The 15,433-nt window shown below is 57.5% G+C and carries 12 protein-coding genes; 6 read left to right on the top strand and 6 right to left on the bottom strand.

Annotated elements, in window-relative coordinates:
- Positions 1 to 94: 94 nt before the first annotated feature.
- The 3 genes from L6R21_16145 to L6R21_16135 are packed head-to-tail and all read right to left on the bottom strand — an operon-like array spanning position 95 to position 3,446.
- Entirely contained in the window at positions 95 to 835 is a 741-nt protein-coding gene (locus L6R21_16145; protein ID MCK6560725.1) for a succinate dehydrogenase/fumarate reductase iron-sulfur subunit, read from the bottom strand.
- Complete coding sequence (locus L6R21_16140) at positions 832 to 2,748, bottom strand: fumarate reductase/succinate dehydrogenase flavoprotein subunit (protein MCK6560724.1); 1,917 nt, start codon at positions 2,746 to 2,748, stop codon at positions 832 to 834. The genes L6R21_16145 and L6R21_16140 overlap by 4 nt, the downstream gene beginning before the upstream one ends.
- A 2-nt stretch (positions 2,749 to 2,750) precedes the next feature.
- On the bottom strand, positions 2,751 to 3,446 hold the full coding sequence (locus tag L6R21_16135; protein ID MCK6560723.1) for a succinate dehydrogenase cytochrome b subunit: 696 nt from the start codon (positions 3,444 to 3,446) through the stop codon (positions 2,751 to 2,753).
- A 349-nt stretch (positions 3,447 to 3,795) separates the two neighbouring features.
- Here L6R21_16135 and L6R21_16130 point away from each other — a divergent pair, with 349 nt between their 5' ends.
- Both L6R21_16130 and L6R21_16125 read left to right on the top strand, forming a co-directional pair.
- Complete coding sequence (locus L6R21_16130) at positions 3,796 to 5,490, top strand: glutamine--tRNA ligase/YqeY domain fusion protein (GenBank protein MCK6560722.1); 1,695 nt, start codon at positions 3,796 to 3,798, stop codon at positions 5,488 to 5,490.
- Between the two features lie 325 nt (positions 5,491 to 5,815).
- Positions 5,816 to 6,835, top strand: coding sequence for a zinc-dependent alcohol dehydrogenase family protein (locus L6R21_16125; protein ID MCK6560721.1), 1,020 nt, complete (start codon positions 5,816 to 5,818; stop codon positions 6,833 to 6,835).
- 170 nt (positions 6,836 to 7,005) lie between these two features.
- Here L6R21_16125 and L6R21_16120 read toward each other — a convergent pair whose 3' ends face one another.
- Positions 7,006 to 7,494: a hypothetical protein gene (locus L6R21_16120; GenBank protein MCK6560720.1), complete on the bottom strand. Its 489-nt coding sequence runs from the start codon at positions 7,492 to 7,494 to the stop codon at positions 7,006 to 7,008.
- A 402-nt stretch (positions 7,495 to 7,896) separates the two neighbouring features.
- Here L6R21_16120 and L6R21_16115 point away from each other — a divergent pair, with 402 nt between their 5' ends.
- From L6R21_16115 to L6R21_16100, 4 genes are all read left to right on the top strand, one after another.
- Entirely contained in the window at positions 7,897 to 9,909 is a 2,013-nt protein-coding gene (locus tag L6R21_16115) for a hypothetical protein (GenBank protein ID MCK6560719.1), read from the top strand.
- Between the two features lie 14 nt (positions 9,910 to 9,923).
- Positions 9,924 to 10,223, top strand: a complete 300-nt coding sequence (locus L6R21_16110) for a hypothetical protein (protein MCK6560718.1) — start codon at positions 9,924 to 9,926, stop codon at positions 10,221 to 10,223.
- A gap of 412 nt (positions 10,224 to 10,635) precedes the next feature.
- Positions 10,636 to 13,230 (top strand): glycoside hydrolase family 9 protein, encoded by a 2,595-nt coding sequence (locus L6R21_16105; GenBank protein ID MCK6560717.1) that lies wholly within the window; start codon positions 10,636 to 10,638, stop codon positions 13,228 to 13,230.
- A gap of 112 nt (positions 13,231 to 13,342) precedes the next feature.
- Entirely contained in the window at positions 13,343 to 13,606 is a 264-nt protein-coding gene (locus L6R21_16100) for a hypothetical protein (protein MCK6560716.1), read from the top strand.
- A 185-nt stretch (positions 13,607 to 13,791) separates the two neighbouring features.
- On the opposite strand, the gene L6R21_16095 is transcribed toward L6R21_16100, so the two are convergent.
- Both L6R21_16095 and L6R21_16090 read right to left on the bottom strand, forming a co-directional pair.
- A complete protein-coding gene (locus L6R21_16095) occupies positions 13,792 to 14,040 on the bottom strand; it encodes a DUF4926 domain-containing protein (protein ID MCK6560715.1) in 249 nt (82 codons plus the stop codon).
- Entirely contained in the window at positions 14,037 to 14,384 is a 348-nt protein-coding gene (locus L6R21_16090) for a hypothetical protein (protein ID MCK6560714.1), read from the bottom strand. The genes L6R21_16095 and L6R21_16090 overlap by 4 nt, the downstream gene beginning before the upstream one ends.
- Positions 14,385 to 15,433 lie beyond the last annotated feature (1,049 nt).

Raw genomic sequence — 15,433 nt, 5'->3', positions numbered from 1 at the left:
CTGCGGATTCCTGAAGTGTCAATTTGCAACGGCTATTACGACATCTCAAAATCGGGCCTGCGATTGGCAGGCCCGATTTGTGGCAGAAGGCCATCTAACTCGCAATCGCCCGCAGGTACTCCCGGTTCATCTTGGCGATAAACGTCACGCTGATCTCCTTCGGGCACACGGCTTCGCACTCATACTGGTTGGTGCAATTGCCGAAGCCTTCCTGATCCATCTGCGCCACCATGCTGCGCACGCGGCGCTCGCGCTCGGGTTGCCCCTGCGGCAGATGGGCGAAATGCGAGACTTTCGCCGCCACGAACAGCATCGCCGAGGCGTTCTTGCAGGCCGCGACGCACGCGCCGCAACCGATGCAAGCCGCGGCATCCATCGCCAGCTCGGCGTCAGGCTTGGGAACCGGCAGCGCGTTGGCGTCCGGCGTACCGCCGGTATTCACCGCGATGAAGCCGCCCGCCTGCATGATGCGGTCGAACGCGCCGCGATCCACCACCAGATCCTTGATCACCGGAAACGGCTTGGCGCGCCAGGGCTCCACATAAATGTGATCGCCGTTTTTGAACTGCCGCATGTAGAGCTGGCAGGTGGTCTTGCCGGCGCCCGGGCCGTGCGCGATGCCGTTGATCACCAGCGAACACGTGCCGCAGATGCCCTCGCGACAGTCGTGATCGAAGGCAATCGGGTCTTCGCCTTTGCGCGTCAGCTCTTCATTGAGCACATCCAGCATCTCGAGAAAGGACATGTCGGGACTGGCTTCCGGCGATTGGTAGGTCACCAGCTTGCCGGGCGTGTTCGCATTCGGCTGACGCCACACGTGCAATGTCACTCTCATTTGTAGCTCCTCTCCGCTAGCTGGACGTACTCGAACTGCAGCGGCTCTTGGTGCAGAACCGGTGCCTTGCTCTCGCCTTGATATTCCCACGCGCTCACATAGCAATATTTCTCGTCGTTGCGCAGGGCCTCGCCTTCCGCAGTTTGATACTCTTCGCGGAAGTGGCCGCCGCAGGATTCGTTGCGATCCAGGGCGTCCCGGCACATCAGCTCCGCCAGCTCGAAGAGATCCGCCACCCGCAGGGCCTTTTCCAGCGAGACGTTGTACTCCTCATTGCTGCCGAGCACCGTAACGTCGCTCCAATACTGCTCGCGCAGCGCCGGAATCTCCTGCAGATTCTGCTGCAGGCCGGCGGCGTTGCGGCCCATGCCGCAGCGTTCCCACATCAGCGTGCCCAGCTCGCGATGAAAGGAATCGACCGTGCGTTTGCCCTTGACGCTGAGCAAACGCTTGATGCGGCCGGTGACTTCCTCCTCCACCTGCCGGAAGGCCTGATGGTCCGTGCTCGTCATCTTCTTCGGCTTGGCGCTGGCAAAATAATGTCCGATGGTGTAGGGCAAAATGAAATAGCCGTCGGCCAGTCCCTGCATCAGCGCGCTCGCGCCCAGCCGGTTGGCGCCGTGATCCGAGAAATTGGCTTCGCCGATCACGAACAGGCCGGGAATGTTGCTCATCAAGTTGTAATCCACCCACAAGCCGCCCATGGTGTAATGCGGCGCGGGGTAGATGCGCATCGGCGCCTGGTAGGGGTTCTCGTCGGTGATCTCTTCGTACATGTCGAACAAGTTGCCGTAGCGCTCGCGAATGGTATTTTCCCCGAGGCGGCGAATGGCATCGGAGAAATCGAGATAGACGCCGCGCTTGTGTTCGCCCACGCCCCGGCCTTCGTCGCAGACTTCCTTGGCCGCGCGCGAAGAAATGTCGCGCGGCGCGAGATTGCCGAAGCTGGGATACTTGCGCTCGAGATAGTAATCGCGCTCGTCTTCGTGAATGTCCCGCGGCGCGCGCGTGTCGCCCTTCTTCTTCGGCACCCAGATGCGGCCGTCGTTGCGCAACGATTCCGACATCAACGTGAGCTTGGATTGATAGTCGCCGCTCACCGGAATGCAGGTCGGGTGAATTTGCGTGAAACAGGGATTGGCGAACGCCGCGCCGCGGCGATAGGCGCGCCAGATGGCGGTGGTGTTGCAGCCCATGGCATTGGTGGAGAGAAAATAGACGCGGCTGTAACCGCCCGTCGCCAGCACCACGGCATCCGCCACGTGCCGCTGGATCTTGCCGTCGACCAGGCTGCGGGTGAGGATGCCGCGCGCCGCGCCGTCCACCAAAACCAGATCGAGCATTTCGGTGCGCGGATACATCTTCACGTTGCCCAAACCGATCTGGCGGCTGAGCGCGGAATAGGCGCCCAGCAAAAGCTGCTGGCCGGTTTGGCCGCGCGCATAAAACGTGCGCGAAACCTGCGCCCCGCCGAACGAACGGTTGTCGAGCAGGCCGCCGTATTCACGCGCGAACGGCACGCCCTGCGCCACGCATTGATCGATGATGTTGCCGCTCACCTGCGCCAAGCGGTAGACATTGGCTTCGCGGGCGCGGAAATCGCCGCCTTTGACCGTGTCGTAGAACAAGCGATAGACGCTGTCGCCGTCATTCTGATAATTCTTGGCGGCGTTGATGCCGCCCTGCGCCGCGATGCTGTGCGCGCGCCGCGGGCTGTCTTGAAAACAGAAGCAGGAGACCCGGTAGCCGAGTTCGGCCATCGCTGCCGCCGCCGAAGCGCCGGCCAGGCCGCTGCCCACCACGATCACGTCGAACTTGCGCTTGTTCGCCGGGTTGATCAGCTTCATCTCGAACTTGTGCTTGTCCCACTTCTCCGCCAGCGGCCCGCTGGGAATTTTTGCATCGAGTTTCATGATCACATCCCTCCTCCGACAGGTTTGATGAGGCCAGCGAGCACGCCCAGAGGAACCGAGACGAAGCCCAGGCACACGAGCCACGCCACCACCGCGCCGAATCTCGCCAGCGCGGTTTTGCAGCGGGGACGATTCCAGCCGAGTGATTGAAAGAAACTGGCCGCGCCGTGACTCAGGTGGGAGAACAGCAGCACCAGCGCCACCACATAGAAGCCGGACACCAGCACGTTCTGAAAGCCATAAACCACCATGTTGTACACATCGTGCCGGCCCTGGGCATCATGCAGCGCAAAATGCTCGGGATGGGTCACGCCCAGCGTGAAATGCAGCAGATGATACACGGCAAAGGTGAGGATGATCAAGCCGCTGATCACCATCGTGCGCGAGGCGAGCGTGGCTTGTACCGTGTGGTTGGAAGAATAGCGCACCGGCCGCGCGGCCCGGTTTTGCAGCTTCAGCCGCAGGGCCATGAACACATGCACCAGTGCGATGCCCACCAGGCCCAGGCGAAACACCCAGAGCAGCGCGCCGAACTTGCGCAACGTCACCGCGTAGTTGTTCATCGCCTCCTGGCCGATGAACATTTGCAGATTGCCGATCATGTGCACCAGCACGAACAGCACCAGCGCGATGCCGGTGAGCGCCACCAGAACCTTGCTGCCAATCGACGAAGTCAATACCGCCGGCTTTTCATTCATCCATTCCTCCTTCCCTTGAGATGCGGTACCGTCGCGACACTTGCCCGGCGGAGCATGGCCGGCGCGGCGGGCAACTTCTCCGGCCGCCGGCTGCCGGTGCGCCGAACAAACGTCGTGAATGAATTCTGGCAAGGAACACGCTCGCAAACATATAACGGCGCCGGGAGAGTTGCAAGCGATTTTCCCTCGCGGTCACGCCGCCAACTTTGGAATTGACGGCGATGACTAATCTGACTATATTCTGCAAGAATTCGCAACTGGAACCACAGCCCGCGCGGATTTTTTGCGGCCGTTGTCCGTTCGTCGCATGCTCACCGCTGCGGGCGCAACCACAAAGGAACGTAGCTTTATGCCCTCCCATGAGTCGATCCCGGCCGTTTCCAACTTCATTCGCGAACTGATCAAGGAAGACAACCGCACCAACCGCTTCGGCGGCCGGGTGATCACGCGCTTTCCGCCCGAGCCGAACGGCTATCTCCACATCGGCCACGCCAAGGCCATTTGCATCGATTTCGGCATGGCGCAGGAATTCGGCGGCCGCTGCCATCTGCGCTTCGACGACACCAATCCCACCAAGGAAGAACAGGAATACGTCGACTCCATCACCGCCGACGTGCGCTGGCTCGGCTTTGATTGGGGCGCGCATCTCTATTTCGCCTCCGACTATTTCGAACAGTTGTACGACTATGCCGTGCAGCTCATCCAGGCCGGCAAAGCGTATGTGGATGATCTCACCAGCGACGAAATGCGCGACTATCGCGGCACGCTCACCGAACCGGGCCGCAACAGCCCCTGGCGCGATCGCCCGGTCGAAGAGAACCTGGACTTGTTTCGCCGCATGCGCGCCGGCGAGTTTCGCGACGGCGCCAAAGTCCTGCGTGCCAAGATCGACATGGCCTCGCCCAATCTCAATCTGCGCGACCCGGTGATGTATCGCATCCGCCATGCCACCCATCATCGCACCGGCGACACGTGGTGCATTTATCCCATGTACGATTGGGCCCACGGCCAGTCGGATGCCATCGAGGGCATCACCCATTCCATCTGCACGCTGGAATACGAAGATCATCGCCCGCTCTACGACTGGTTTCTCGAGGCGCTCGGCATTCACCATCCGCAGCAGATCGAGTTTGCCCGCCTCAATCTCACCTACACCGTGATGAGCAAGCGCAAGCTCCTGCAGCTCGTCGAACAGGGCCATGTCAGCGGCTGGGATGATCCCCGCCTGCCCACGCTCGCCGGCCTGCGGCGCCGCGGTTTCCCGCCCGCGGCCATTCGCGATTTCTGCGATCGCATCGGCGTGGCCAAGAGCAACAGCATGGTCGACGTCGGCCTGCTCGAACATTGCGTGCGCGAATACCTCAACCGCCACGCCCCGCGCGTGATGGCGGTGCTGCGGCCGTTGCGCGTCGTGATCACCAACTATCCCGCCGGCCAAGTCGAGGAAATGGAGGCGATCAACAATCCCGAAGACCCGGCGGCCGGCACCCGCCGCGTGCCGTTCGCGCGTGAGCTTTACATCGAGCGCGACGACTTTCGCGAAGATCCTCCCAAAAAATTCTTTCGCCTGGCGCCCGGCCGCGAAGTGAGATTGCGCTACGCCTACTTCATCACCTGCACCAATGTCGTGAAAGACCCGGCCACCGGCGAGATCATCGAGCTGCATTGCACCTACGATCCTGCCACCCGCGGCGGTGATTCGCCCGACGGCCGCAAGGTGAAGGGCACGATTCACTGGGTCTCCGTGGCGCACGCGCTCAAAGTCGAAGCGCGGCTGTACGACCGGCTTTTCGTCAAGGAGAATCCCGACGACAACAAGGATTTCCTCGCGCAGCTCAATCCCAACTCGCTCGAGCAGGTCAAAGATTGCTACGTCGAGCCTAGCCTCGGCCAGGCCACGCCCGGCAGCCGTTGGCAGTTCGAGCGCCTGGGTTACTTCTGCGTGGACCCGGTGGAGGCGCGGCCCGGCCAGCCCATCTTCAATCGCATCGTGTCGTTGAAGGATTCCTGGAGCAAGATCGAAAAATCGGGCAACGCTGATTGACGCTCGCGCACGGCCGGCCTTGACCGGATCAGCAGGAACCGGCGAATTCTTCAGCCGTTTTCAATTGAATGAAAAGGTTTGTAGTCCCCGTTCCTGTTGGACGGCTGTTGAAGCCAATGGCTTCGCGGTTGCAACAGTGCCCAACGAGAACTACGAACCTGTACACGCATTTGAAAAATGCTGTCATCTGGCCGTGCTGATCCGGTTGTCTTTGTGTTGCCGCGGTGGCAGCGGGAAAATTCCAGACAGCTATTCAACCGTTGCGCTCCCTATCATTGGGCTGCATGATTCCGCCTTCAATCATTCTGCCACCCAGGAGCCTCTCATGAGAGCCATGATCCTCTCCCGCTTGGCGGCGCTCGACCGCAATCCAACGCCGCTGATTCTGGCCGACCTCCCTGATCCGGTTCCACAAACAAACGAAATTCTCCTGCGCGTTTCTGCCTGCGGGGTGTGCCATACCGAGCTGGATGAAATCGAAGGCCGCACTCCGCCGCCGCGCCTGCCGATCGTGCTCGGCCATCAAGTCGTGGGACGAGTCGAATCTGCCGCCGCCGGGTTTCAGCGCGGTGAGCGCGTGGGCGTGGCGTGGATCTTTTCCGCCTGCGGGGTGTGCGACTTCTGCCGGCGGGGCGAGGAAAATCTCTGCGCGCAGTTCCAGGCCACCGGCCGCGATGCCAATGGCGGCTACGCCGAACGCATGACTGTTCCCGCTGCTTTCGTCTTCGCCATTCCCGAGATTTTTGCCGATGCAGAAGCGGCGCCGCTGCTGTGCGCCGGCGCGATCGGCTATCGCTCGTTGCGGCTGACCGGCTTGCAGGACGGACAAAACCTGGGACTCACCGGTTTCGGCGCCTCCGCCCACCTCGTGCTCAAGCTGGCGCAGCAGCAGTTTCCGCAGGCCAAGATCTTTGTCTTTGCGCGCAGTGAATCGGAGCGGGCCTTTGCGCTGGAACTGGGCGCAGCCTGGGCAGGCGACACCGAAGAAAAAACGCCGGAAAAGCTGCATGCCATCATCGACACCACGCCGGTGTGGCGGCCGGTCGTGGCAGCGCTGGAGAATTTGGCGCCGGGCGGCCGATTGGTGATCAACGCCATTCGCAAAGAAGAGGCGGACAAGTCCGCCTTGCTGCAATTGAATTATCCCAGCCACCTCTGGCTCGAAAAAGAAATCAAAACCGTGGCCAATGTCAGCCGCCGCGACGTGGCCGAATTTTTGGCGCTCGCCGCGCAAATCCCCATCAAACCGGAAGTGCAGGAGTTTCCTTTGGAGGAAGCCAACACCGCCCTGCGCGAACTGAAGGCGAGAAAAATCCGCGGGGCCAAAGTCTTGCGAATCTTCTAGTCGCGCCCTCAGGCACTCAGCCTTTGAAAGGTCTTGCGAATTTCGTAGTCGCGCCTTCAGGCGCTCAGCCTTTGGATTCGCAATCGTGCAAATGCTAAGGCCTCAATTCAAACTCTACGGCACCGGCGAATGGCCCCCAAATGGCGCCTGATGGTTGCAGGAATTGCATATCATTCCGGGGTTGCTTTATGAACAAAATTTTTATCAGCTACAGCCACAAAGACGAGGCCTGGAAAGAACGTCTCGTCACCCAGCTTAGCGTATTGAAAAATCAGATCACGTTGGAAATTTGGGATGACCGAAAAATTCAAGGCGGCGACGAGTGGCTGGCGGAAATTGAAAATGCGCTGCAATCGGCCAATATGGCGATTCTGCTGATTTCGCCGACGTTTCTCACTTCCAAATTCATCATGGAAAAAGAAGTCCCCCTGCTGTTGGAGCGCCGGCGGCAACAGGGCGTGCGGATTTTTCCGGTAATTGTGAAGCCTTGCGCCTGGCAACAAAACGATTGGTTGAAAAAGATACAAGCGCGCCCCAAAGACGGCAAGCCGCTTGCCGGTATGCGCAAAGACAAAGCCGAAGCCGCGCTGGCTGCTCTTGCTGAAGAGCTGGCCGGATTGCTGAAACGCGCTCCTGCAACTGTCACGGCTACTTTCCAACCTCTACCGCCCGATAAAATCCAAACCGCCAAACTGCCCACCACCACCAGCACCCTCTTTGGCCGCGAGGCGGAACTCACATTGCTCGACCAGGCCTGGGCCGATGAACATACCCACCTCCTCAGCCTGGTGGCTTGGGGCGGGGTCGGCAAAACCGCGTTGGTGAATGAATGGCTGAGCCGGCTCGAGCGCGACAACTTTCGCGGCGCGGAGCGCGTGTTCGGCTGGTCGTTCTACAGCCAGGGCACCCGAGAAGAGCGCAACGTTTCCGCGGACTCGTTTTTTGACGAGGCCCTGCGCTGGTTCGGCTACAGCGGGCCGGCGATTCTCTCAGCGTGGGACAAAGGCATTCGCCTGGCGGAGTTGCTCCGGCAGCAAAAAACCCTGCTGATTCTCGATGGCGTGGAGCCGCTGCAATATCCGCCCGGACAACTGCAAGGCGAGCTGAAAGATCAGGGACTCAAAGCGCTGCTGAAGGAAATAGCCCGCGCCAATTTGGGCCTGTGCGTGGTAACCACGCGCGTGGCCTTGCAGGACATCAGTCACACCGAGGGCAAAACCTCCCGCCGCGTTGATCTGGAAAACTTAAGCCCCGAGGCCGGCAGCCAATTGCTGCGCCATTTGCAGGTGAAGGGCACGGACAAGGAACTGGTCGCAGCGAGCCGGGAATTTGGCGGCCATGCGCTGGCGTTGAACCTGCTCGGCCGCTACCTGGCCGTGGTACACGAGGGCGAGGTGCGCAAACGCGATTTGATTCCGCATTTGACCGAAGAAGAAAAGCAAGGCGGCCACGCGCGCCGGGTGATGGAATCTTACGAGCGCTGGCTGGCCGGCAAGCCGGAGTGCGATATTCTCCATTTGATGGGACTCTTCGACCGCCCGGCTGCAAAGGGCGCGATTGCTGCCTTACTTGCCCAACCCGAGATCAAGGGCTTGACTTCCAATTTGCAAAACTTGCCCGTTGCCCAATTGCAATTTGCCTTTCAGCATTTGCGCGACCTGCGCCTGCTCGCGGAGAAAGACGCGCAGCGCCCTGACACGCTCGACTGCCACCCGCTGGTGCGCGAGCATTTTGGCGAGAAGCTGCGCCAGCAAAACCCGGCCGCGTGGCAAGAAGCACATGGCCGGCTTTATGAATATTACAAGAAGCTGCCGGCCAAAGAATTGCCCGATACATTGGAAGAAATGGAACCGCTGTTTGCGGCGGTGGCGCATGGGTGTCAGGCGGGGCGGCATCAGAAGGCCATGGATGATGTGTATTATTCTCGAATTCAACGCGATGGAAGAACTAATTATTGTTGTAACAAACTCGGTGCCTTTGGTGCTGATTTGTCAACGGTCTCCAACTTTTTTGAAGTGCTGTGGAGTAAACCTGCCTCTGGTTTGACAGATGGTGACAAAGCCGTTGTCTTGAGTTGGGCCGGCTTTCGTCTGCGGGCGCTGGGCCGTTTAGCCGAGGCCAGCCAACCCATGCAGGCGGGAATGGAAGCCAGCGCTCAAAAAGGAGATTGGAAAGGTGCAGCGCAAGATGCTGGCAACCTCAGCGAACTCTATCTCACGTTGGGCGAGGTCAGCCAAGCCGTGGCTTCTGCCCGCCAGAGCGTGGACTTTGCTGACCGCAGCGGGGATGGGTTCATAAAAGAAACCTCACGAACATGGCTCTCTAATGCGCTACTTCAAGCAGGTGAACTTATTGAAGCGGAAAGCCTATTTCGCGAAGCCGAAGCCATGCAAAAGAAGAGAACACCAGAATATCCTTATCGCTATTCTCAAAGTGGCTTTCAATTCTGCGATCTGCTGCTGAGTCAGGGGCAGTATCAGGAGGTGCAAAAGCGCGCCGAGAAAGCTCTCGATATTGTTTTGCATGGTTCACGAAATTTGTTGGACATTGCTTTGAACAAACTCTCCCTCGGCCGCGCGTTTCTGCTGCAAGCCCTGGCGGAAACCACTGCCCGGGCGCTGGGAGCGTCCGGACAGTATTTCGACCAAGCCCGAGATTATTTGCACCAAGCCGTGGCCGGCTTGCGGGAAGCTGGAACACAACATAATTTGCCATGGGGTTTATTCGCCCGCGCCGCCTACTATCGCAGCCAAAATGAATTTGCCCTGGCCTGGGCCGATCTCGAAGAAGCGCGAGAAATTGCCGAACGCGGGGAGATGAAATTGCATTTGGCGGATTATCATTTGGAGGCGTGCCGGTTGTTGTTGGCAGAGGGCATGGCGCATGGGGCAGAGGGCATGGCGCAGGGCGCAAAGGGCAAGGGGCAAGAGGCAAGAGAGCATCTGGACATTGCGGCAGAGATGATTGCAGAAATGGGCTACGGCCGGCGAAAGCCGGAGGTGGAGGAATTGCGTAGAGAATTGGCAGTTGAACAGGAACGGGGCAGTAGGGATCAATCCAAGAAGATTGGGTAGTCGTAGATTTTATTATGATGCCCGATGAAGCGAAACTCGGCAAGGTTCTTTTCGACAAACTTGAAAACGATCCGATAGTCAAGATCGATGCGAAAGCTCCAAACTTCATGCGTTTTGAGATGGAGTTTTTCTGTGCGCAAGATGGGATTGAAGGGGTTTTGTTTGAAAATCTCGGTTTTTTTCGCGGCCTTCCGCTGAATCTTTTTGTCGAGCGAGTTGAAAAGCCGGTCAAAAGTTCGGGTGGTGGCGATTTGCATTATTTGTTCATCAATTCGAAAAGATTGTTTCTTTTCGTAACCCGCCCGGCCCGATGATCTTTTTCCGACTCACGGAGAACCTGGAGAAAATCTTTGCGAAAGAATCCGAACGTATTGCAAAAGCGTTCAAACTCATCACGGCTGATCTCAATCCGAATCTTGCCGTTTTTTGTTTTTTTGACTTCGGCTCTTAACTTGACCGGCATAAGGCGCCTCTTCTTGTTCAGTTCTTTGCGCCGAACTTATTCAAGAATCATCGAAGAAGCAACAACATTTTCCGTGCGGCAGGAAAATCTGCAGCCGGTGAATCCTGAGGAAAGATGTGTTTATAGTCAGGCGCCACCCCTAAAAACCGCGTAGCGGTGACGTATCACGCTGCGGCGTTTTCGCTTGCACTAAGACAACGATTTTACAAACATATTTTCAGCGGAATTGGGTGAATCACTTAAAACCATATCGCGGGCATCGTATGAAAATACTCTCCAAATCGATCAGCCTTATCACCGCGCTGACCCTCTTTTCCGGCAATGCCTCCGCTTCCAAATTCAAGCAACTCCTGCCGGTCACCGACAAAATTCTCATGCTGCATTTTGACGACGGCTACGTCGAGCACTACGGTCTCGGCCAGGCGGGCAACGATGATCGCGTCGTTAAATCCGAGCTGTTGCTTATCTGGGCGATGCGAACCGCTTCATACACCTTGAGCAGCGCCGATGATGCGAATTATGCCACGCCGCTGTCTCCGCTCAAGGTGGGCCGCAAAAGCAAGGCGAAGGATTTCAGCTCGAATCATGCTTCAAACTATCCCTCCGTGCTCGAACATTTCATTTATCTCGAATTGCCCCACCCCCTGCAGCACGGCAAAACCTATCATCTCCAATTTCCTTATTTGGATTTCACCCGCAGCGATACGACCTTCGTCTTTGATGAATACGCCCTGCGCTCAGAAACCATTCATGTGAATCAAATCGGCTACGCGCCCGCCGCGCCGGCGAAGTATGCCTATCTCTCGCATTGGCTGGGCGATCTCGGCCCGCTTTCGCTGGACGATTATGCTGCCTCGCGATTCTATATCGTTGAAGAGAAATCCCGAACCGTGGTTTATACCGGGACCATCGAGTTGAGAAAAAGGCTGCAAAGCGGCGGAGCGGACAACGGTTATCCCACGCACGCGCCCTTTGGCAGTTTCACCGGCGCCGATGTTTGGGTTGCGGATTTTTCGGATTTCACCCGGCCGGGCGAATACCGTTTGATGGTCGAGGGAATCGGATCATCTCACCCGTTTCGCGTTGATGACGATGTTTATCGCGAAGCATTTTACACCACGATTCGCGCGCTTTATCTGCAACGCTGCGGCGTGGCGTTGGAAGCGCCTTACACGCAATGGACGCGGCCGCGCTGCCATCATCCCGCCCAAGGCGACACCGTGATTCTCTCCAACTGGCGCTACCTGGACGGCGGCAACGCGTTCACGCAATTGCCGCAGTACGCCACGAATATCAAGAAACCGTTTTGGGGCGGCTGGCACGATGCGGCGGATTGGGATCGCAATGCCTATCATTTGAACGCCTGCAAGACACTGCTGCTGGCGTATGAACTGCGTCCCGAAAATTTTTCCGACGACGAGTTGAACATTCCGGAAAGCGGCAACGGCATTCCGGATATTTTGGATGAGGCGCGCTGGGGCGTGGATTTTTTCAAGCGCATGCAGGAGGATGACGGCGGTATTCACGGCGGCATCGAGACCTGGCGACATCCCGCCACCGGCGTGAGTTGCGTGACCGATACCGATCAATGGTACGCGTACGCGCCTGATCCGCAGGTTTCATTTCATTATGCCGCGGTCGCATGCCAGATGGCGCATTGTCTGGAAGTGGCGGGCCATGGCAAATTCAAATCAGACTATCTCGCCTCGGCGCGCCGGGCTTACGGCTGGGCAATGAATCACATTTTGCCGGGCGATGAAACCAAAGTGCGCGACTTCCGGCAATATGCCGCGGCGTGGCTGTTTCGTCTCACCGGCGAGGCGGCGTTTCAGGAACAATTCAAAAAAGACAGCCTGATCAAAACCGCGGCCAGCGAGCTGGAGGTGTGGGATTCCTACGATCAGCAATGGGCCGTGTGGACCTATGTGATGACGAAGCAACCCAACATCGATCAAAGTCTCAAAAACATGCTGGCACAAGCGGTGGAGAGATGGGCTTACTCGGATCACATCAACAGCGCTGATTCCCGCGGCTATCGTTACGGCAATGATTGGTGGTATCCGGTCGTGTCCGGCAATGCCACCCGCCCGAACATCTTTCCGCTGATGGCGGCGTATGCGATCACCGGCAATAGAAAATATCTCTCGTATTGCTACACCACCTGTGATTATATTCTCGGCGCGAATCCGTTGAATATATGCTGGGTGTCGGGCATTGGCGAGAAGCATCCGGAAGAATTCATGCATCTCGATTCGTGGTATTACAACCGCGAAAAGGGCATGATTCCCGGGATCATTCCGTACGGGCCGTATTGGTATGAGGCCGTCACACCCGCCGGGCCGTGGGAGCCGCAGTGGGGCAGGACCACGGTTTATCCCGACGCGAAGCTGTGGCCTTCGCACGAGTTGTGGTTTGAAAACCGCTATTGCCCGCCGACCAACGAATTCACCGTGCATGAATCGATTGCCACGGCCGCCGCGGCTTTTGGATTTTTGAGCAAACCCGGCGGCAAGTTCACCGGCGTGACGCAGAGAAAAACCGAGCCGGTGGGTGATTTTCGGCTGCTGCAGAATTATCCGAATCCGTTTTTGCGCGGAGCGAATTCCCGCACGGCAGGAAATCCTGCCACGATCATTGCGTTTCACCTGCCCGCCGCCGGCAGAGTCGAGGTGATCATCTTCGATCTTTCCGGCAGACAAGTCGTGACGCTGCTCGAGGCCGTCCGCAGCGCCGGCGCGCACACGGTTGCCTGGGAGGGAAAAGAGAGCAACGGCCATGCGCTCGCCAGCGGCGTCTATTTTGCTGTGGTGAAATTTCAGACACAAATGCTGAGCAGAAAAATGCTGCTGGTGCGATAGAGGTGTTCGGGCAGATGGGCTACGGCCGGCGCAAGCTGGAGGTGGAGGAGCTGCAGAGGCAGTTGGCAGTTGAGTGAGTGCTGGGCAGGGGAGATCAGTCCAAGAAAATGGGGTGATCGTCAATCTGATTGTGGTGCCCGATAAAACGAAATTCAGCCACGTTCTTGTCCGTAAACTTGAAAACAATACGATCGTCAAGATCGACGCGAAAACTCTAGACGCCTTTTGCTTTTGGATGAAGCTCTATGGTGCACAGGACGGGGTTGAAGGGATTTTACTGGAAAAGCGCCGCAAAAGCTTGTGTGGTCGCAAGCTGGATCAATCGCGGGCAGGCTCGAACAGGCTGTCTCTTTTCGTGACCCGTCCGGCGCGATGATCTTTTTCCGCGGCGCGCAGATGCTGGAGCAAGCCTTTCCGGAAAAATCTGAACGAATTGCAGAAGCGCTCCAGCTCGCCGCGGCTGAGCGCAATGCGAATCCTGCCATTCCTGGTTCTCTGGATTTCCGTGGCCAATTCCGCCGGCATGAAGCACCTCGGCCTGATTTCGTTCGTTGCGCAAGACTATTGAAGAATTCCAGAAGAAACAACCTCGATTTTGCGTGCATGCGTGATTTCCCCGGGAGCGATCGGCCGAACTTGCGCGGGGAAAAGCGAGACCACCGCAAACGTCTCGCCGTCAAGAGCAACAAACTCAACTTCGTAACCTTCGCCATTGCCATGCACCAGAACCACGGTGCCAACGTCGCCCACGCGCAATCCGTATTCCAGCAGATCGGCGGTGAGCACGACACGATCAAGCTCGCGAATCATGATGATCTCCTTTTCAAAGGGTATGCCGTTGCAAATCGTGGGGTCTCTTCCCCGGTTGCGACAAACCAGATCGAGCGAAGCCATGACGCTCTGCCGTCCGGCGTAAGGATTTTGCCTTCGACAACATACCTCGTTCCAAATGGCGATGATTCTATCTTGGCGATCTCATTATCCACCAGATGTTGCCGTAAAGCTTGCGCCAGTTCGTCCCACGATTCGACTGAAAAGCCAAGCTGTGTAAAAAACCTGGCCTTGCTGCGGCCGGCAGGGTGTGAATCCGAGAGCAGATAGCCGGTGATTTTGGCTTCTGGAATAATGGCGGTTTCACAATTCTGCACCTTCATGCCGCCTCCACTTGGTAACGGTCCCGTTCTCAACCGGGGCGACAATAACAAAGATTTTTGCCAAATTCAACCCTGGGCTTGCTTTCTGGCTTTGGCAAGGAAAGGATCGCGCGAATGGGCTGCGGCCGGCGCAGGCCGGAGGTGGAGGAGCTGCGGCGGCAGTTGGAAGGATGAAACACGCCGCGAAGCCGCGAAGAGCACGAAGAGAAGATTCAAAAAACTCGGCGTCGCGGCGGTGAAAGAAAAGGCGCAATTATACGAGAACGTCAATTCGAATTCTATTGCACAGACAAATAGCCCCAAAGGGACGAAAGGTAGCAGTGAGGGGCAACGCCCTGGGAACGTCGTCATCAGGAGAAATCACCAAGCCCCGGGGGCGCGATAGAACCACGTCAGGAACACCGCCCCTGCAGGGCTGAATGCGACAAATCCCATCGGTTCCCAGGGCGCTGGCCGTGGACTATTCCATGCGACCCCGTCGGGGTCAACCCGGCCCTCTCAACGAGGAGAGTGTATCCCCAACGCGGACAAGCCGCAACCAAAAAGACAATCTCCAACTGAGAGAAGAACCCAACTGATAAGCCTGATCTGTTGGGTCTTTTCATCCGTTGGAACAAAGTTGGAATCTTTTTCCAAGTTTGAAGAGCTAATCGCCTACGCAAGTTTTCTGACAAGCTGAGAACTTGGCCCTTCGGGCAGCACAAAAATTTGCCAACCGATAGAAACAAACCAACTGATAAAAGCCTTTCCATCAGTTGGCCTTAATCTATCTGTTGGTGGAAAGTTTGAATTTTATTCCAAGTTTGAAGAGCTAATCGCCTACGCAAGTTTTCTGACAAGCTGAGAACTTGGCCCTTCGGGCAGCACAAAAATTTGCCAACCGACAGAAACAACCCAACTGACAAAAGCCTTTCCATCAGTTGGCCTTAATCTATCTGTTGGTGGAAAGTTTGAATTTTATTCCAAGTTTGAAGAGCTAATCGCCTACGCAAGTTTTCTGACAAGCTGAGAACTTGGCCCTTCGGGCAGCACAAAAATTTGCCAACCGA

Source organism: bacterium (assembly GCA_023150945.1).
Classification (GTDB): Bacteria; Zhuqueibacterota; Zhuqueibacteria; order Zhuqueibacterales; family Zhuqueibacteraceae; genus Coneutiohabitans.
Note: the sequence above shows the minus strand (reverse complement) of the source record. Positions and strands in the feature narration are given on the sequence as shown.